Below are 17,633 nucleotides of genomic sequence, written 5' to 3' on the forward strand. Positions count from 1 at the left end.
AGCGGTCCCATATTACAAAAACATGACAGTGCGTTGACGCAACAAAGCCCGCCGCACAGTAAGCCTGGCGCCGGACCGAAAATAGCTGACAGGGCCGGCCCGCAGGCCAACCCCGTCCAGTGTTACTTAATGCTTGGCAACGTTGCCGGCATGCGACAGGCCCAGATCAGCCAGCGCCTTGGCAGCTACCTTGGCCGGCAGCGGGATGTAGCCATCTTTTACTACAACCTGCTGGCCTGCTTGCGACAGCACCAGCTTGATGAACTCGGCGTCGAGCGGAGCCAGCGGCTTGTTCGGCGCCTTGTTGACATAGACGTAGAGGAAGCGCGACAGCGGGTACTTGCCGTTGAGGGCGTTCTCTTCGTTGTCTTCGATGAACTCGCCACCTTCTTTCTTGGCCAGCGGCACGGTCTTGACGCTGGCAGTCTTGTAGCCGATGCCCGAGTAGCCAATGCCGTTCAGCGAGCTGCTGATCGACTGTACCACCGAAGCCGAACCAGGCTGCTCATTGACGTTAGGCTTGAAGTCGCCTTTGCACAGGGCTTCTTCCTTGAAGTAGCCGTAGGTGCCGGATACCGAGTTGCGACCGAACAGCTGCACCGGCTTGTTGGCCAGGTCGCCGGTCACATCGAGGTCACCCCAGGTTTTCACGTCGGCCTTGGCACCGCACAGGCGCGTCGACGAGAACACCGCATCGACCTGCGCCATGGTCAGGCCCTTGATCGGGTTGTCCTTGTGCACGAAGACTGCCAGGGCGTCGACCGCGACCGGGATAGCAGTTGGCTTGTAGCCGTACTTCTGCTCGAAGGCCTGCAGCTCGACGTCCTTCATCTTGCGGCTCATCGGGCCGAGGTTGGCGGTGCCTTCGGTCAGCGCGGGTGGCGCAGTCGAGGAGCCGGCAGCCTGAATCTGGATGTTTACGTTGGGGTATTCCTTCTTGTAGGCCTCGGCCCACAGAGTCATCAGGTTCGCCAAAGTATCGGAACCGACGCTGGAGAGGTTGCCCGATACACCGGTGGTCTTGGTGTAAGTCGGGATCGCTGGGTCGACAGCGGCCACCGCGTTGGCGGTTGCAACGCCAGCGGCGACGAACGTGAGGGCCGCCATCAAACGCTTCAGTTTCATGCCTTGCTCCTAGCAGGAATAGGGGGTGTGCTGGATGGAACGGGCCCCAGTATCTGCAGGGCGCATGAACACTCTATGACTTCAATGTGACAATTGGATGAAAGGCCATCATCGCACCCGCGAGATGGCCTTTCACTTTTGCTCGAGTTGAAACGCCTTTGTCAGCGTTTTTTCGCCAGCAGATACAAGCCCACCAGCAGGCCGACCGTGCACAGCACCGCCACGTAGTAAGCCGGCGCCATCGGGCTGATCTTCAACAGGCCGGTCACCGCCATCGGCGTCAGCCCGCCGAAGATCGCATAGGCGACATTGTAGGAGAACGACAAGCCGCTGAAGCGCACCGCCGCTGGAAACGCCTTGACCATCACATACGGCACCGCGCCAATCACGCCCACGCACAGACCGGTGACCGCATACAGCGGGAATAGCAGCTCGGGGTGGTTGGGCAGGCTGTGGTAGAAGCTCCACGAGCTGGCCAGCAGCGCCAGGCTGCCGATCACCAACACACGCCCGGCACCGAAGCGGTCGGCCAGGCTACCGGCGGCAATGCAACCCAGGCTGAGCAGGACGATGGCCACGCTGTTGGCCTTGAGCGAATCCAGCGCGCTGACCTGGTACAGCGTCTGCAGCAGCGCCGGGGTCATCAGGATGACGACCACGATGCCTGCCGACAGCAGCCAGGTCAGCAGCATCGACAGCACGATCGCGCCACGGTGGTCACGCAGCACTGCCCGCAGCGGCAGCTCTTCGGCGAGGGCCTTGCGTTGCTGCATCTCGGCGAACACCGGGGTTTCGTGCAGCCAGCGGCGCAGGTACACCGAGAACAGGCCGAATACACCGCCGACCAGGAACGGGATGCGCCAGGCGTAATCGGCCACTTCCACCGGGGTGTAGACGGTGTTGATCAGGGTTGCCACCAGCGAGCCGAGCAAGATGCCCGCGGTCAGCCCGGCGGTCAGGGTGCCGCAAGCGTAGCCGGTATTGCGCGCCGGCACGTGCTCGGAGACGAACACCCAGGCGCCGGGCACTTCCCCGCCAATCGCCGCGCCCTGGATCACCCGCATCAGCAGCAACAGGATCGGCGCCCACAGGCCGATCTGCGCGTAGGTCGGCAGCAGGCCCATGATCAGCGTCGGCAGAGCCATCATGAAGATGCTCAGGGTGAACATCTTCTTGCGCCCGAGCAGGTCACCGAAGTGCGCCATGATGATGCCGCCCAAGGGCCGGGCCAGGTAACCCGCGGCAAAGATGCCGAAGGTCTGCATCAGGCGCAGCCATTCGGGCATGTCCGGCGGAAAGAACAGCTTGCCGACCACGGTGGCAAAGAACACGAAGATGATGAAATCGTAGAACTCCAGCGCCCCGCCCAGGGCGGACAGCGAGAGCGTCTTGTAGTCACTGCGGGTCAGCGGCCGCGAAGGCTGCTCGATACTGCTCGGCACGGAGGTCATCGGAGGTCTCTTGTAGGACGTGCAGGCCGCTTGTAACGCGGCTTCTGGATAGTTGAGGGAGGAAGATAACAAATTGCCTGCCAGCGCTCATAGCGGCAGAAAAACTCTCTCGATATTCATCAATGCATGGTCGTGCCTGGCGGCAGGCGTCTATATACTGCCCATTCGAATGAAAAGAATGCTCCCGTTGTGGGATGTTGTGCGAAAACGCCGGTCATTATGCTCAGGCGGTTTCGCAGAGTTTCCCTGCGGCCGCCCTCCAAAACGAAATCAGCGTAGTATGACCTGATCGTTTTCACGGCGACCTTGATTGCGCCAACCAACGAAGCGTCACGGGTCAGAGGCCCCACGGCATGATTGAGCTCGAACAAGAAGATCCTATTCCGCAAGGCGATTTGGCTCTGCAGATCACCGCGTTGCCCCGCGAAACCAATGGCTTTGGCGATATCTTCGGCGGCTGGCTGGTCGCGCAGATGGACCTCGCCGGTACCGCCATGGCCAGCCGCGTTGCCGGTGGCCGGGTGGCAACCGTAGCTATCGACCGCATGGCCTTTCTGGTCCCGGTGGCGGTTGGCGCGCAACTGTCGTTCTACACCCAAACGGTGGAAATCGGCCGCAGCTCGATCCAGATGATGGTCGAAGTGTGGAGCGACGACCCGCTGTCCAGCGAATGGCGCAAGGTCACCGAGGCGGTGTTCGTGTTCGTCGCCATCGATGGCAGTGGCCGCACCCGCTCGGTCCCTCGTCGCTGAGCCACGCCGGGGTTAAACTCGTTGCACAGCACAGGGTCGAAAACCCAGGTGCAAACAACGAGATGAGCGTATGGCTAACTTTCAGGTCGAAACCGAAACCCACGGCGAGCTTGCTTGCTGGCGCGTCAGCTGCCCGCAGGCGGAACTGCTGATTGCTCAGCAAGGCGCGCAGATTCTCAGCTACCAGCGCATCGGCCAACCGCCGCTGCTGTGGTTGAGTGAACAAGCGCTGTTTCGTCAGGGCAAATCGGTGCGTGCCGGGGTCCCGGTATGCTGGCCGTGGTTTGGCAACCTGCAACGTAACCCACTATCTGTTCAAAAAATGTACAACGGCACAGAGGCCCCGGCTCATGGGCTGGTGCGTGGCCGGGACTGGCAGTTGCTGGGCATCGAGCAGGTTGGCGAAACGGTCCAGATCCAGTTCTCGCTGCCTGAGGCTGCCAACGGCGAACTGCCGGGCTGGCCGCACAAGGTCGAGCTCACGCTGCTGATCGAAGTTGGCGCGCAGCTCAGTGTCACCCTCACCAGTCACAACCTCGGGGATGACAGCGTCACCATCAGCCAGGCCTTGCACAGCTACTTTGCCGTAAGCGATGTGCGCCAGGCGCAGGTCGAGGGTGTTGCAGGGCTGAGCTACATCGAAACCCTGGCTGACTGGGAGCAGCGCACGCAGCAGGGCGCGCTGGCGTTCAACGGCGAAACCGACCGCATCTACCTCGATAGCCCTGAGCAGCTAAGCATTGTCGACCCGCACTGGCAGCGACGGATTACCCTGACCAGCAGCGGCTCGCGCTCGGCGGTGATCTGGAACCCCTGGACCGACCGCGCCCGCGAATTGCCGGACATGGCAGACGATGGCTGGCAGCGCATGCTGTGCATCGAGACGGCGAATGTCTGGGATGACGTTGTCGAGCTCAAGCCTGGTGAGCGCAATGTCTTGAGCGTTCAGATCGCCAGCGAAACGCTCTGATCTGCTGGCCCCGGTGAGGGCTGCGCCCTCATTTCGCGACACAAGGCCGCTCCTACAAGGGACCGCGTTGCCAGGTAATGCGCGATCCCTGTAGGAGCGGCCTTGTGTCACGAAAGGGCTGCGAAGCGGCCCCAAAATTCTGCGGTGCTGCAAATATCCTGGTGGTCCACATCACAGGTCCGCATCTTCCACGACCCGCACCTGCTTGGCCTCCAACGCATAGGCAGCATCCGCCAGATCATTGCTGACCTTCTCCACCTGCAGACGCCCACTGACCCACAGCGGTGTGTAGATATCGTCGATTTTCAGACCTTTGGGGTAGCGCACCAGCACCAACTGATTGGGCGGTGGCGGTGGTACGTGGATGCAGGCGCCTGGATACGGCACCAGGAAGAACAACGTGCTGTTGCCCTTGGCGTCGCTTTCCAGCGGCACCGGATAACCACCGAGCCGAATCTGCTTGCCGTTCATGGCCGGCACGGTCTTGCTCGAGTACATCACTGCCGGCAAGCCTTTGCTCTGCTTGAGGCCGCCCTTGTCGGTAAAGGTACCGGTAGCTTCAGGCGAGTCGTGGTCGATTTCTGGCATCTGCTCCAGCGCCAGTTGGTCCGACTTGGGCATCAGTTCCAGCCAGTCGGTTTCGGGCAGCTCGGCATGGGCCAGGGTGCTGGCCAGCAGCAGGGGAAGGAGGAACAACGCACGCATGAGAACGCTCGGCAACTCGGGGAGAATTGCCGAGCATTCTACCGTGCAATCAGCGTTTCTTGATCATGCCGTAGATCACCAGCAGGACCACGGCGCCAACCAGCGCACCGAAGAAGCCTGCAGCCTGACCGGCCTGATAGATGCCCAGTGCCTGGCCGCCGTAGGTCGCCAGCAGGGAGCCTGCGATACCCAGGAGGATGGTCATGATCCAGCCCATGCTGTCGTCGCCTGGCTTGATGAAGCGCGCCAGCAAGCCAACGATGAGGCCGATGAAAATGGTTCCGATGATGCCCATGGCAATCCCTCTGCATTTGAAGATGAGGCATGCCAAAGCCTAGACAGCGCTTTGGCATGTTGCCATCTCAGAGGGCAGGCAACCGGCAGAGGTTCCCTCAGCCTGCGATCAACGCCTCTACTTCGGCGATTTTCTCATGCAGGCTGACCATGTCGGCGCAGCGCAGAGTGGCGTGGCCGACCTTGCGCCCGGCCTTGAAGGCCTTGCCGTAGTGATGCAGGTGGCAGTCGTCGACGGCAACGATCTTGTCCACCGCCGGCACTTCACCGATGAAGTTGAGCATGGCGCTCTCACCGACCTTGGCAGTTGAACCCAACGGCAGGCCGGCGATGGCCCGCAGGTGGTTCTGGAACTGGCTGCACTCGGCGCCTTCGATGGTCCAGTGCCCGGAGTTGTGCACGCGCGGGGCGATTTCGTTGGCCTTGAGGCCACCGTCGACTTCGAAGAACTCGAACGCCATCACGCCGACATAGTCGAGCTGCTTGAGCACGCGGCCAACGTAGTCTTCGGCCAGCGACTGCAACGGGTGGTCTTCACTGGCAACCGACAGGCGCAGAATGCCGTTGTCGTGGGTGTTGTGTACCAGCGGGTAGAAGCGCGTTTCGCCATCGCGACCACGCACCGCCACCAGCGACACTTCGCCAGTGAACGGCACGAAGCCTTCGAGCAGGCACGGCACGCTGCCGAGCTCGGCAAAGGTACCGACCACATCTGCAGCTGTGCGCAGCACCTTCTGGCCCTTGCCGTCGTAACCCAGGGTACGGGTCTTGAGCACGGCCGGCAGGCCGATGCTGGCGACTGCCGCGTCGAGGTCAGCCTGCGAGAGGATGTCGGCGAAGGCTGGGGTCGGAATACCCAGATCGCGGAACATGCTCTTCTCGAACAGACGGTCGCGTGCGATGCGCAGCGCTTCGGCGCTCGGGTACACCGGCACGAACTGCGAGAGGAAAGCCACGGTTTCGGCCGGGACGCTTTCGAACTCGAAGGTTACCAGGTCGACTTCGTCGGCCAACTGGCGCAGGTGGTCCTGGTCGCCATAGTCAGCCCGCAGATGCTCGCCGAGCGGCGCGGCGCAGGCGTCCGGGGCCGGGTCGAGAAATGCGAAGTTCATGCCCAGCGGAGTACCCGCCAGGGCCAGCATGCGGCCCAACTGGCCGCCACCGATTACACCGATCTTCATGTGCTAAGCCTCAAACCTGACGCGGGTCAGGATTGTCCAGGACGGTTTCGGTCTGCTCTACGCGGAACTGCTTGAGCGCTGCGTGGAACTGCGGGTACTTGGCACCGAGGATGCTCGCCGACAGCAGCGCGGCGTTGATCGCGCCAGCCTTGCCGATGGCCAGGGTCGCGACCGGTACGCCGGCCGGCATCTGCACGATCGACAGCAGCGAGTCGACGCCCGAGAGCATGGCCGACTGGACCGGCACGCCGAGTACCGGCAGGTGGGTCTTGGCGGCGCACATGCCTGGCAGGTGGGCAGCGCCACCAGCACCGGCGATGATCACCTCGATGCCACGGCCATCGGCCTCATCGGCATACTGGAACAGCAGATCCGGAGTACGGTGGGCAGAAACCACCTTCACTTCGTAGGGAATGCCGAGTTTTTCCAGCATATCGGCGGTGTGGCTAAGGGTGGACCAATCGGACTTGGAGCCCATGATCACGCCAACCAGTGCACTCATCGTCGAGCCTCTTCGCTTGTGCGCCCGCAGGCGCGTCAAAAAACAACAAGCCACGCGGGACGACCGGCGTGGCTTGTATGCTGATCACGACCGGAATATCTATCCGGTCCAGGGGCCGCGCAGTATAACGTAACGCAAGCGCATCCCGGCACCCCTGGCGACCAACTGTCGAGCCTATTTTTCGGGGGTTTGGCTGACTTTCGGGTCAACTGTGCCGCCTTCCAGTTTGCGCCACAGCAGCCTTACGTTGGCCTTGCGCACCAGTGCGCAGCGGTACAGGCGGATCTCCAGCGGCACATGCCAGGCACTGCTGCCGCATACCGCCAGCTCGCCGCGGGCCAGCTCACCCTGCATCGACAGGCGCGGCACCCAGGCCACGCCCATGCCTTCCAGGGCCATGCTCTTGAGGCTGTCGGCCATCGCCGTTTCATAAACGGTGGTGTAGCGCAGGTTGCGCTGACGCAGCAGCAGGCTCACCGAACGGCCCAGAAACGCCCCGGCGCTGTAGGCCAGCAACGGCACGCTGTTTTCACCTTCCAGGTCGAACAGTGGCTGACCATCCGGCCCGACTGCGCAAACCGGCAGCATCTCGGTGGTGCCCATATGCAGTGACGGGAAGATCTCGGCATCCATCTGCAGCGCAGCGTCCGGGTCGTAGAAGGCCAGCATCAGGTCACAGCCGCCTTCGCGCAGGGCGTGCACGGCATCACCGACGTTGGTCGCGACCAGCCGAGTGGCGATGTTGAGGCCGTCGTTGCGCAATTGGGCCACCCAGCGCGGGAAGAACCCCGAGGCCAGCGAATGCGCCGCAGCCACCTGGATAACCTCGCCCTGCCCGCCTTCTAAATGATGCAAATGGCGGAGAACTTCGCTCAATTGGTCGACAACAGTGCGCGCCGTGACCAGAAACAGCTGCCCGGCTTCAGTCAGCTCGATCGGCGTGCGCGAGCGGTTTACCAGGGTCAGCCCGAGTGCCGCTTCAAGGCTGCGGATGCGCCGGCTGAAAGCAGGCTGGGTAACGAAGCGACGCTCGGCCGCCTGCGAAAAACTGCGCGTCGAGGCCAGCGCGCTGAAATCTTCCAGCCATTTGCTTTCTAGGTTCATGCAGCCATCTCCCGGCATGCACCAAAATGGAACACGCTCGAATGTCAGTTGACGTCACATCAATCATTATGCCGTTTGTGCATAGGATAGCGCCTAACAGCATTGGCCGACAAATGCGCTCCAGCCTAGGATTGGCGGCATTCCGGCAGGTGCCGGGTCAAACTCGAGATGATATCTATCATGTCCTCCGCTGCATCGTTCCGCGTCGAAAAAGATCTGCTTGGTACCCTTGAAGTCCCTGCTGATGCCTACTACGGCATTCAGACTTTGCGCGCTGCCAACAACTTCCACCTCTCCGGCGTCCCGCTGTCGCATTACCCGAAACTGGTAGTCGGCCTGGCGATGGTCAAGCAGGCTGCTGCTGATGCCAACCGTGAGCTGGGGCACCTGAGCGATGCCAAGCATGCTGCGATCAGCGAGGCTTGCGCCCGTCTGATCCGTGGTGACTACCACGAGCAGTTCGTGGTCGACATGATTCAAGGCGGTGCTGGTACTTCTACCAACATGAACGCCAACGAAGTCATCGCCAACATCGCGCTGGAGGCCATGGGTCACCAGAAGGGCGAATACCAGTACCTGCACCCGAACAACGACGTGAACATGGCGCAGTCGACCAACGACGCCTACCCGACTGCGATCCGTCTGGGTCTGCTGCTGGGTCACGACGCTCTGCTGGCCAGCCTCGACAGCCTGATCCAGGCCTTCGCTGCCAAAGGTCAGGAATTCAACCACGTACTGAAGATGGGCCGCACCCAGCTGCAGGACGCCGTACCGATGACCCTCGGTCAGGAATTCCGCGCCTTCGCCACGACCATGACCGAAGACCTCAACCGTCTGCGCTCGCTGGCACCTGAGCTGCTCACCGAAATCAACCTCGGCGGCACCGCCATCGGCACCGGCATCAACGCCGACCCGGGCTACCAGATGCTCGCCGTGCAGCGCCTGGCGGCCATCAGCGGCCAGCCACTGGTACCGGCTGCCGACCTGATCGAAGCGACTTCCGACATGGGCGCCTTCGTGCTGTTCTCGGGCATGCTCAAGCGTACTGCGGTCAAGCTGTCGAAGATCTGCAACGACCTGCGCCTGCTGTCCAGCGGCCCACGTACCGGCATCAACGAGATCAACCTGCCAGCGCGTCAGCCAGGCAGCTCGATCATGCCCGGCAAGGTCAACCCGGTTATCCCGGAAGCGGTCAACCAGGTCGCCTTCGCGATCATGGGCAACGACCTCGCCCTGACCATCGCTGCCGAAGGTGGCCAGCTGCAGCTGAACGTGATGGAGCCGCTGATCGCCTACAAGATCTTCGACTCGATCCGCCTGCTCCAGCGCGCCATGGACATGCTGCGCGAGCACTGCATCGTCGACATCACTGCCAACGAACAACGTTGCCGTGAACTGGTCGAGCACTCGATCGGCCTGGTCACCGCACTGAACCCTTACATCGGCTACGAAAACGCCACCCGTATCGCCCGCATCGCCCTAGAAACAGGCCGCGGCGTACTGGAACTGGTGCGTGAAGAGAAGCTGCTCGACGAAGCGATGCTCAACGACATCCTGCGTCCGGAAAACATGATTGCTCCACGCCTGGTGCCACTCAAGGCATAACCGGCTGCTGTAACCCGTCTCACCAGGTTTGAGGGACTAGACACCTCTCGACCTTTCAAGGGCCCGAGCGCATGCATCGGGCCCTTTTTTTATCTGCGCTTTGCCGCCCCGGGGTATCAGCCTGCGGTGCGGCACACAACTTGCTCGCTAATCCCTCCCAAGCCACGGGATAGACGAGCATGCTGCACAGCCACCTGACCACCCTCAATGCCGTTTCGCTGATCCTCAAGGTTTTTCAGGAAGAGCATAACGACGCCTCGAGCCTGCTGGCCGGCAGCGGCATTGGCCCGGCCGACCTTGGCCATGCCGATGCGCGCATTACCACCCAGCAGGAATTGCAGGTGTGTGCCAACGCCGTGGCTCGCCGCGAGGAGATCGGCTTGGAGCTCGGCCGGCGCATGCATGTGTCGTGCTACGGCATGCTCGGTTACGCCTTGCTCTCCAGTGCCACTTTGGGTGACGCCCTGCGCCTGGCGCTGCGCTACCCGGCGTTGTTGGGCACCGTGTTCAGCCTGCGCCTGATCGAAGATGGCCAGCGGGTGTGGCTGAGTGCCAGTGACTACGCCGACAGCCCGGCCTTGGCCAGCTTCAATGCCGAATTCTGCCTGGTATCACTGAAAACCATCTGCGAAGACTTGCTCGGCCAGCCGCTGCCGTTGCTGGCAGCCCGCTTCGCTCAGCCAGCGCCTGGCTATCACGGGCTGTATGCCGAGACTTTCGACTGCCCGCTGGGCTTTGCCGCCCGTGACAACGCCTTCGCCTTCGAGCGGCGCTGGCTGGACACGCCGCTGCCGCTGGCCGACCCGATTACCCACAAGGCCATGAGCGAGCGCTGCCGCCAGCTAAACCTGGAGTTCACCGGGCGCCAGGCCTGGCTCGGGCGGATTCGCCAGCTGTTGCTGCAGCAACTGGATGCAGCACCTGGCCTGGAAGGCCTGGCGCGGCAAATGAACTGCTCATCGCGGACCCTGCGCCGGCACCTGCAGTTGCTGGGCAGCAGCTACCAGCAGATCCTCGACAGCCTGCGCTTCGAGCGTGCCAAGCAATTGCTCGCCGAGGACCAGATGCCCATCTACCGAATCGCCGAAACCCTCGGCTTCAGCGAGACGGCGAGTTTCCGCCATGCCTTTCAACGCTGGAGCGGTGTAGCGCCGAGCCACTTTCGCGGTTAGCCCTGAGTGGCCAGCGAGCTTGGCCACATTGATCCCCTTTTGGCCATGCCTGCCGTTCTCCCTCAGCTGCCCGCCCCTGACAATGGGTCACGCCAGTTACTTCGGAGAACAACAAAATGCTGACGATCTATTCCGATGATCACCGCCTGCACCACGGCCGTTGCGAGCTTATCGACGGGCAGCTGATGCCCTGCTTCGAGATGCCTTCGCGCGCCGATCATGTGCTTGAGCGGGTCAAGGCGCGCAATCTTGGCCCGGTACAAGCGCCTCGCGACTTTGGCCGCGCACCGTTGCAGCGCATCCACAGCGCCGACTACCTGAATTTCTTCGAAGGCGCCTGGGCGCGCTGGGCCGCACTGGGCCACGACGGCGACCTGCTGCCATTCACCTGGCCGGCGCGCACTCTGCGCCAGGTCAAACCGACGGGGCTGCATGGTGAGCTGGGTTACTACAGCTTCGATGCCGGTGCACCGATTACCGCCGGCACCTGGCAGGCCGCCTACAGCGCTGCGCAGGTCGCCCTCACCGCCCAGGACGCCATCCAGCAAGGCGCCCATGCCGCCTTTGCGCTGTGCCGGCCACCGGGCCACCATGCCGCCAGCGAAGTCATGGGCGGTTACTGCTACCTGAACAACGCCGCCATCGCCGCCCAGGCATTCCTCGACCAGGGCCACAACAAAGTGGCGATCCTTGACGTCGACTATCACCACGGCAACGGCACTCAAGACATCTTCTACAGGCGTGACGACGTGTTCTTCGCCTCGATCCACGGCGACCCGCAGGACGAATTTCCGTTCTTCCTCGGCTATGCCGATGAGCTTGGCGAAGGCCCCGGCGAGGGCTGCAACATCAATTATCCGCTGCCCGCCGGCAGTGATTGGACGGCGTGGAAGCAGGCGCTGGTGGCGGCCTGCGAGCGCATCGCCCGCTATGCACCGGATGTGCTGGTGATCTCGCTTGGCGTCGATACGTTCAAGGATGACCCGATTTCGCAGTTCAAACTCGACAGCCCGGATTACCTGGAAATGGGCGAGCACATTGCACGGCTGGGCAAGCCGACCTTGTTCGTGATGGAAGGTGGCTACGCTGTGGAAGAAATCGGCATCAACGCAGTCAACGTGCTGGAAGGTTTCCAGCGTGCCCAGCCAGGAGCCTGACCATGATCACCCTCAAGCACATGCTCGCCCCGTTGCTCGCCGTTGGCCTGCTCAGCAGCACAATTCAGGCTCAGGCCGAACAGCGCACGTTGCGCGTGTACAACTGGTTCGACTACATCACCCCGCAGACCCTCACTGATTTCCAGAAGGACAGCCAGGTCAAACTGATCTACGACATCTTCGACACCAACGAAGCGCTTGAAGCCAAGCTGCTGACCGGCAACTCGGGCTATGACGTAGTAGTGCCGTCCAACGTGTTCCTGGCCAAGCAGATCGAGGCCGGCGTGTTCCAGCCGCTGGACCGCAGCAAACTGCCCAACTGGCAGCACCTCGACCCGGCCTTGATGAGGCTGATCGAAGCCAATGACCCCGGCAACAAGTACGCCGTGCCCTATATGTATGGCACCGTGCTGATCGGCTTCAACCCGGCCAAGGTCAAGGCAGCGCTGGGCGACAACGCGCCGGTGGAAAGCTGGGACCTGATCTTCAAGGAAGAAAACCTGGCCAAGCTCAAGCAGTGCGGCGTGGCCGTGCTCGACTCGCCGTCCGAGGTGCTGCCGCTGGCGCTGAAGTACCTGGGCCTGGACCCCAACAGCAACAAGGCCGAGGACTACAAGAAGGCCGAAGCGTTGCTGCTTAAGATTCGCCCGTATATCACCTACTTCCATTCCTCGAAGTACATGGCTGACATCGCCAATGGCGATATCTGCGTCGCGGTCGGCTATTCCGGCAGCTTCTCCCAGGCCGCCAACCGTGCCCGGGAAGCCAACAATGGGGTAGTCGTGGATATGCGCCTGCCGAAAGAAGGCGCGCCGATCTGGTTCGACATGCTGGCGATTCCGAAGAATGCCGCCAACGCCGAGGACGCGCATGCGTTCATCAACTACCTGCTGCGCCCGGAAGTGATCGCGCCAATCAGCGACTTTGTCGGTTACCCCAACCCCAATAAAGACGCTACCGAGAAGGTCAGCGCGGCGATTCGCAACAACCCCAACCTGTACCCGACGGCTGAGGCGATGCAAACGCTGTACACCCTCAAGCCCTTGGCGCGCGATGCCGAGCGAGCCCGGACCCGCGCCTGGACCCGGATCAAATCTGGTACCTGATAGCATTCGGGCCATCACGCCGCTCTTTGTAGGAGCGGCCTTGTGTCGCGAAAGGCCAGCGTAGCTGGCCCGGCGATATCGGCTGCGAAGGTGAAATCTGGGGCCGCTACGCGCCCCTTTCGCGACACAAGGCCGCTCCTACACACCGCGGTTCTCCTACCGCCAGGCCTTGCGCAGGCGCATCACGGCGTCTGCAATCTGCGCTTCCGGGACCGCGGCAAAGCCGAGCACCAGCCCTGCGCGCTTATCCACAGGTTCATCGCTGTCTTCCAGCCAATAGCCGCTCAGCGGATTAACCTCTACCCCCGCCGCTTCCGCCAATGCCACCAGCGCCTGTTCTCTGGCAAAGTTATCCACAGGTACCATCACGTGCAGCCCTGCCGCCACTTCCGGCATCGCACCCAAGCCTGCTACGGTGGTCGGCCAACCGGCCTTGAGCACATTGCGCCTGCTCAGTGCCGCCCGCCGCATGCGCCGGATGTGGCGCTGGAAATGCCCCAACGCCATGAACTGCGCCATCACCGACTGCGTACCTACCTCGGAATGACGCACCGCCAGCGCACGGGCCTGGCTGAAGGGCTCGACCAAGCTTTGCGGCAACACCAGATACCCCAACCGCAAGGCCGGGAAGGCAATCTTGCCAAAGGTGCCTACGTACAACACCCGCCCCTGCTGATCCAGCGCAGCCAAGGGCGCCAGCGGTGCGCCGCTGTAGCGGTACTCGCCGTCGTAATCGTCCTCGATGATCCAACCGTCGCTGCGCTCGGCCCAGGCCAGCAATTGCAGGCGCCGGGCGAGGCTCATGGTGACGCCGGTGGGGTATTGATGAGCCGGCGTTACATAGGCCACGCGGCAATCCGGTAGCTGCTCGAGCCTGGCGCAATCCAGGCCCTCAGCGTCCACTGGTACTCCCTTGACCTGACCGCCCGCAACTGCAAAGGCGTGCCCTGCCGCCCGGTAGCCCGGGTTTTCCACAGCTACGGCCTGGCCAGGCTGCACCAGCAGCTGTGCACAAAGGGTTATCGCCTGCTGTGCACCACTGGTGATCACTATTTGCCCAGCCGTGCAGCTGATGCCCCTTGATTGGCGCAGGTAAGCGGCAATCAGTTCGCGCAGCTGCGGTTCACCAGCCGGGTCGCCATAGCCAAGCCGGGCTGGATCGGGATTACGCCAGAAACCCGCATGCAGCTTGGCCCAGACGTCGAACGGGAACAGGTCGAACGCAGGTACGCCCACCCGAAACGCACGAGGAGGACCGCTGCGGGGCGCGGGTAGATGATGATTTTTCAGACGGTCCAACCACACGCTGGAAGACGCATTGCTGGATAAATCCTCAGTGCTTTTATCCACAAATGTGGATAACCCTGTTGATAACCTAGGGTATAACCCTGTGGATACTTCTGTGGACAGTTTTGGCAGGCGGCTGACATAGGTGCCATCGCCCACCCGACTTTCAATGTACCCCTCGGCGTACAACTGGTCGTATGCGCGCACCACGCTGTTGCGCGACAGCGCCAGCACCTTGGCCAGATCGCGGCTGGCCGGGAGCCGGGTGCCACTACTCAGACGACCATCCAGCACCCTCGCGCGCAACGCCTGATACAACTGCAGGCTGAGACCTCGACGGCGGTCGAGCACGATCCCGGCCGGGTCGAATGGCAGTGCAAGCGGCTGATCACGCATGGCATTGGACCTATGAAAACAGTCATTAATGGCTCTTAACCTGAGCCAATAGCCTGCCTAGGATAGAGCCATTGCACAAGGATCCCGCCATGTACAACAGCAAACCCCATCAAGAGCATGATCTACAGCGCTTGCAGCAACAGATGCTGGAAACCCGCCTGGCTGTACTCATCACCCACGGCGAACAGGGTTTGCTTGCCAGCCATATCCCGGTGCTGATCGACACCGGCGAAGGTGAGTACGGCACGGTTTATGGCCACCTGGCCCGGGCCAACCGCCAGTGGCAGGAGTTGCAACAAGGCAGCGAAGCATTGCTGGTGTTTGCCGGTGCCGATGCTTATGTCAGCCCGAGCTTCTATCCGAGCAAAGCCGCCACGCACAAGGTCGTGCCGACCTGGAACTACCTGGCCGTGCATGCCTACGGCAGCGCCGAAGTGATCGAAGATGGCGCCGCCCTGCTCGACATCGTCAGCCACCTGACCGACCGCCACGAACAAGGCCGCGACACGCCCTGGCAGGTAGGCGATGCGCCAAGCGACTACATCGAAGGCATGTTGCGCGCCATCGTCGGTTTTCGCTTGCCGATTAGCCGCATACAGGGCGCACGCAAGCTTAGCCAGAACCGCTCCGCCGAAGATGTCGCAGGCGTGCGCGACGGCCTGGCCAGCAGCACCGACGCGCAAGACAACCAACTCGCCGCGCAGATGCGGCCACTGTGAAGGAATCACCCATGCCAGCCGTTATTATCCGCCCCGTCACCGCCGACGATCACGCCGCCTGGCTGCCACTGTGGCAGGCCTACCTACGCTTTTATGAAACCGAGCTGGCCGACGAGGTCAGTGCGGTAACCTGGCAGCGCCAACTCGATCCGCAGCAGCCCACCCACTCGGCGCTGGCCTGGGTCGATGGCAAGGCGGTGGGCATGGTCAACTGGATCTATCATCGTACCAACTGGAGCGTCAGCGACGCCTGCTACCTGCAGGATCTCTATGTCGACGGCAGCCAGCGCGGCCTGGGTATCGGCCGCCAGCTGATCGAGCATGTGCACAGTACCGCCAAGGCCATCGGTTGCTGCAAGGTCTACTGGATGACCCACGAGACCAATGCCACCGCCATCAAGCTGTACGAGCAGGTGGCCGAACGCCCAGGCTTTATCCAATTCCGGCAAACGCTGTAAGACAGGAGCCGTAGATGAGTCAGCCAAGTAACTGGAAACCCGCGACAGCTCCGCAAGCCGAGCCGATCGAGGGCCGCTTCATCCGCCTGGAAAAGCTCGACCCGGCTCGCCACGGCGATGACTTGTGGGAGGTGCTGCAGGGCCCCGAGGCAGACCCGACGCTGTGGGATTACCTGCCTTACGGCCCGTTCAGCGAGCGAGCGAGCTTTGATCGCTGGCTGGACGGCAACGCGGCCAGCCGCGACCCGCTGTTCTACAGCGTCATCGACCGCGCCAGTGGCCAGGTACAGGGCATTCTCAGTTTGATGTCGATAGTGCCGGACCACGGCCGCATCGAGATCGGCCACATCGCCTTTGCTGGCGCGATGCAGCGTACGCCCAAAGGTAGCGAGGCGGTCTATCTGCTCGGCAAGCTGGGTTTCGCCCTGGGCAACCGCCGCCTGGAATGGAAGTGCAACAACGCCAATGCCCGCTCCAAGCGCGCGGCGGAGCGTTTCGGTTTTGTCTTTGAAGGGGTGTTCCGCCAGCACATGGTGATCAAGGGCCAGAACCGCGACACGGCCTGGTACTCGATCACCGATGACGAATGGCCCACCGTTGCGGCGGGCTTTGAGCGTTGGCTGAGTGCCGACAACCAGCGCCCAGAAGGTCAAGCGCAGACGCTGGAAGCCTGTCGTAACCCGAGCTGAATCAGCTCAGGTTGTTTTTCAGCTCGGCGATATGCTCCGGACCGATGCCGCAGCAACCGCCGAGCAGGCTTGCACCGCGCTGACGCCAGTCCTGCGCCCAGCTCAGGTAGCCCGGTGGGTCGAGGTCATCGCGCAGCTCGTCGAGGCCGTCGTTGGCGGTGGCATCCTTGGGCTGCGGCGGGAAGGCGTTGGCGTAGGCACCGATGGCGATATCAGCACCCAGGCGCTCGAATACCGCACGGGCGGCGTCGATAGCGGCGCCGATCACTTCTGGCTGGCTGCAGTTGAACAGCAGCGCAGCCACGCCCAGCTCCGCGACCGCTTCGGCGGCCTGGGTCACGGTCTCACCGGAACGCAGGGTCGGCACGTCACCGACGTCTTCATCCTGCAGCGTGAACGACACCCACAGCGGCTTGCCGTCCGCCGGCAGCTGCCGGGCAATCGACTGTACTTCGATGATCGCGCTCTGCGTTTCGGCCAACCACAGGTCGACATACGGCGCTAGGCCGACCACCAGCGGCAACAGCACTTCGCTGACGCGCTCCGGCTCGTACAAATCCGGGCGATACGAGCCGAACAGCGGCGGCAACGAGCCAGCCACCTTCACCGCACGCTCGCTGGCATCGGCAGTCGTGCGCGCCAGCTGACCAGCGGTGGCGGCCAGAGCAAAGCCTTCATTGGCGAAGCGCTCTTCACCAATGTGGAACGGCACTACCGCATAACTGTTGCTGGTAATCACCCCGGCACCGGCCTCGATGTAGGCAGTGTGCACGGCGATCACTGCCTCTGGCGCCTCGCTCAAGGCCAGTGCAGACCACTCTGGCTGGCGGAACGGCGCGCCACGGCGCTGCAGCTCCCGACCCATACCGCCATCAAGAATTTCCAACGCTCGCTCGGCCATATAACTTCCGCTTATATTGATATGAATAATATTCACTAGTGATGTAAAACTTATAACTA

General features: G+C 62.3%; 18 protein-coding genes. 9 read left to right on the forward strand and 9 right to left on the reverse strand.

Annotation, left to right across the window (positions count from 1 at the left end; all coding sequences use genetic code 11):
* Nucleotides 1-126 precede the first annotated feature (126 nt).
* Nucleotides 127-1,125: a phosphate ABC transporter substrate-binding protein PstS gene (locus AC58X1_RS12605; RefSeq protein ID WP_497428912.1), complete on the reverse strand. Its 999-nt coding sequence runs from the start codon at nucleotides 1,123-1,125 to the stop codon at nucleotides 127-129.
* A 161-nt stretch (nucleotides 1,126-1,286) separates the two neighbouring features.
* Complete coding sequence (locus AC58X1_RS12610) at nucleotides 1,287-2,576, reverse strand: MFS transporter (protein ID WP_150570346.1); 1,290 nt, start codon at nucleotides 2,574-2,576, stop codon at nucleotides 1,287-1,289.
* 353 nt (nucleotides 2,577-2,929) lie between these two features.
* On the opposite strand from AC58X1_RS12610, the gene AC58X1_RS12615 reads away from it, so the two are divergent.
* Both AC58X1_RS12615 and AC58X1_RS12620 read left to right on the forward strand, forming a co-directional pair.
* On the forward strand, nucleotides 2,930-3,328 hold the full coding sequence (locus AC58X1_RS12615) for an acyl-CoA thioesterase (RefSeq protein ID WP_101322846.1): 399 nt from the start codon (nucleotides 2,930-2,932) through the stop codon (nucleotides 3,326-3,328).
* A gap of 70 nt (nucleotides 3,329-3,398) precedes the next feature.
* Nucleotides 3,399-4,298 carry a D-hexose-6-phosphate mutarotase gene (locus AC58X1_RS12620; protein WP_497428913.1) on the forward strand — a complete coding sequence of 300 codons (900 nt, stop codon included), beginning with the start codon at nucleotides 3,399-3,401 and terminating at the stop codon, nucleotides 4,296-4,298.
* Nucleotides 4,299-4,469: 171 nt separating this feature from the next.
* On the opposite strand, the gene AC58X1_RS12625 is transcribed toward AC58X1_RS12620, so the two are convergent.
* From AC58X1_RS12625 to AC58X1_RS12645, 5 genes are all read right to left on the reverse strand, one after another.
* Nucleotides 4,470-5,003, reverse strand: a complete 534-nt coding sequence (locus AC58X1_RS12625; RefSeq protein WP_181088500.1) for a DUF3299 domain-containing protein — start codon at nucleotides 5,001-5,003, stop codon at nucleotides 4,470-4,472.
* A 49-nt stretch (nucleotides 5,004-5,052) separates the two neighbouring features.
* Entirely contained in the window at nucleotides 5,053-5,298 is a 246-nt protein-coding gene (locus AC58X1_RS12630; protein ID WP_101322843.1) for a GlsB/YeaQ/YmgE family stress response membrane protein, read from the reverse strand.
* Between the two features lie 97 nt (nucleotides 5,299-5,395).
* Nucleotides 5,396-6,478: a 5-(carboxyamino)imidazole ribonucleotide synthase gene (locus AC58X1_RS12635; protein ID WP_150570343.1), complete on the reverse strand. Its 1,083-nt coding sequence runs from the start codon at nucleotides 6,476-6,478 to the stop codon at nucleotides 5,396-5,398.
* 10 nt (nucleotides 6,479-6,488) lie between these two features.
* Nucleotides 6,489-6,980 carry a 5-(carboxyamino)imidazole ribonucleotide mutase gene (purE, locus tag AC58X1_RS12640; RefSeq protein ID WP_101322841.1) on the reverse strand — a complete coding sequence of 164 codons (492 nt, stop codon included), beginning with the start codon at nucleotides 6,978-6,980 and terminating at the stop codon, nucleotides 6,489-6,491.
* A gap of 174 nt (nucleotides 6,981-7,154) precedes the next feature.
* Complete coding sequence (locus AC58X1_RS12645) at nucleotides 7,155-8,084, reverse strand: LysR substrate-binding domain-containing protein (protein WP_101322840.1); 930 nt, start codon at nucleotides 8,082-8,084, stop codon at nucleotides 7,155-7,157.
* 180 nt (nucleotides 8,085-8,264) lie between these two features.
* On the opposite strand from AC58X1_RS12645, the gene aspA reads away from it, so the two are divergent.
* From aspA to AC58X1_RS12665, 4 genes are all read left to right on the forward strand, one after another.
* Entirely contained in the window at nucleotides 8,265-9,689 is a 1,425-nt protein-coding gene (gene aspA / locus AC58X1_RS12650) for an aspartate ammonia-lyase (RefSeq protein WP_101322839.1), read from the forward strand.
* A gap of 179 nt (nucleotides 9,690-9,868) precedes the next feature.
* On the forward strand, nucleotides 9,869-10,861 hold the full coding sequence (locus AC58X1_RS12655; protein ID WP_401181788.1) for an AraC family transcriptional regulator: 993 nt from the start codon (nucleotides 9,869-9,871) through the stop codon (nucleotides 10,859-10,861).
* 116 nt (nucleotides 10,862-10,977) lie between these two features.
* Complete coding sequence (locus AC58X1_RS12660) at nucleotides 10,978-12,018, forward strand: histone deacetylase family protein (RefSeq protein ID WP_101322837.1); 1,041 nt, start codon at nucleotides 10,978-10,980, stop codon at nucleotides 12,016-12,018.
* 2 nt (nucleotides 12,019-12,020) lie between these two features.
* Complete coding sequence (locus AC58X1_RS12665) at nucleotides 12,021-13,124, forward strand: polyamine ABC transporter substrate-binding protein (RefSeq protein ID WP_497428914.1); 1,104 nt, start codon at nucleotides 12,021-12,023, stop codon at nucleotides 13,122-13,124.
* A gap of 156 nt (nucleotides 13,125-13,280) precedes the next feature.
* Here the strand turns inward: AC58X1_RS12665 and pdxR are convergent, their stop codons facing one another.
* On the reverse strand, nucleotides 13,281-14,807 hold the full coding sequence (gene pdxR / locus AC58X1_RS12670; RefSeq protein WP_497428915.1) for a MocR-like pyridoxine biosynthesis transcription factor PdxR: 1,527 nt from the start codon (nucleotides 14,805-14,807) through the stop codon (nucleotides 13,281-13,283).
* A gap of 89 nt (nucleotides 14,808-14,896) precedes the next feature.
* Between pdxR and AC58X1_RS12675 the strand changes: the two genes are divergently transcribed.
* The 3 genes from AC58X1_RS12675 to AC58X1_RS12685 are packed head-to-tail and all read left to right on the forward strand — an operon-like array spanning nucleotide 14,897 to nucleotide 16,673.
* Nucleotides 14,897-15,526 (forward strand): FMN-binding negative transcriptional regulator, encoded by a 630-nt coding sequence (locus tag AC58X1_RS12675; protein WP_150570339.1) that lies wholly within the window; start codon nucleotides 14,897-14,899, stop codon nucleotides 15,524-15,526.
* Nucleotides 15,527-15,537: 11 nt separating this feature from the next.
* A complete protein-coding gene (locus AC58X1_RS12680) occupies nucleotides 15,538-15,984 on the forward strand; it encodes a GNAT family N-acetyltransferase (RefSeq protein WP_101322833.1) in 447 nt (148 codons plus the stop codon).
* Between the two features lie 14 nt (nucleotides 15,985-15,998).
* A complete protein-coding gene (locus tag AC58X1_RS12685; RefSeq protein ID WP_181088495.1) occupies nucleotides 15,999-16,673 on the forward strand; it encodes a GNAT family N-acetyltransferase in 675 nt (224 codons plus the stop codon).
* Between the two features lies 1 nt (nucleotide 16,674).
* Here AC58X1_RS12685 and AC58X1_RS12690 read toward each other — a convergent pair whose 3' ends face one another.
* Entirely contained in the window at nucleotides 16,675-17,574 is a 900-nt protein-coding gene (locus AC58X1_RS12690; RefSeq protein ID WP_497428916.1) for a homocysteine S-methyltransferase family protein, read from the reverse strand.
* Nucleotides 17,575-17,633: the final 59 nt, after the last annotated feature.

The sequence above is a fragment of the Pseudomonas sp. PGPR N4 genome, from assembly GCF_059693665.1.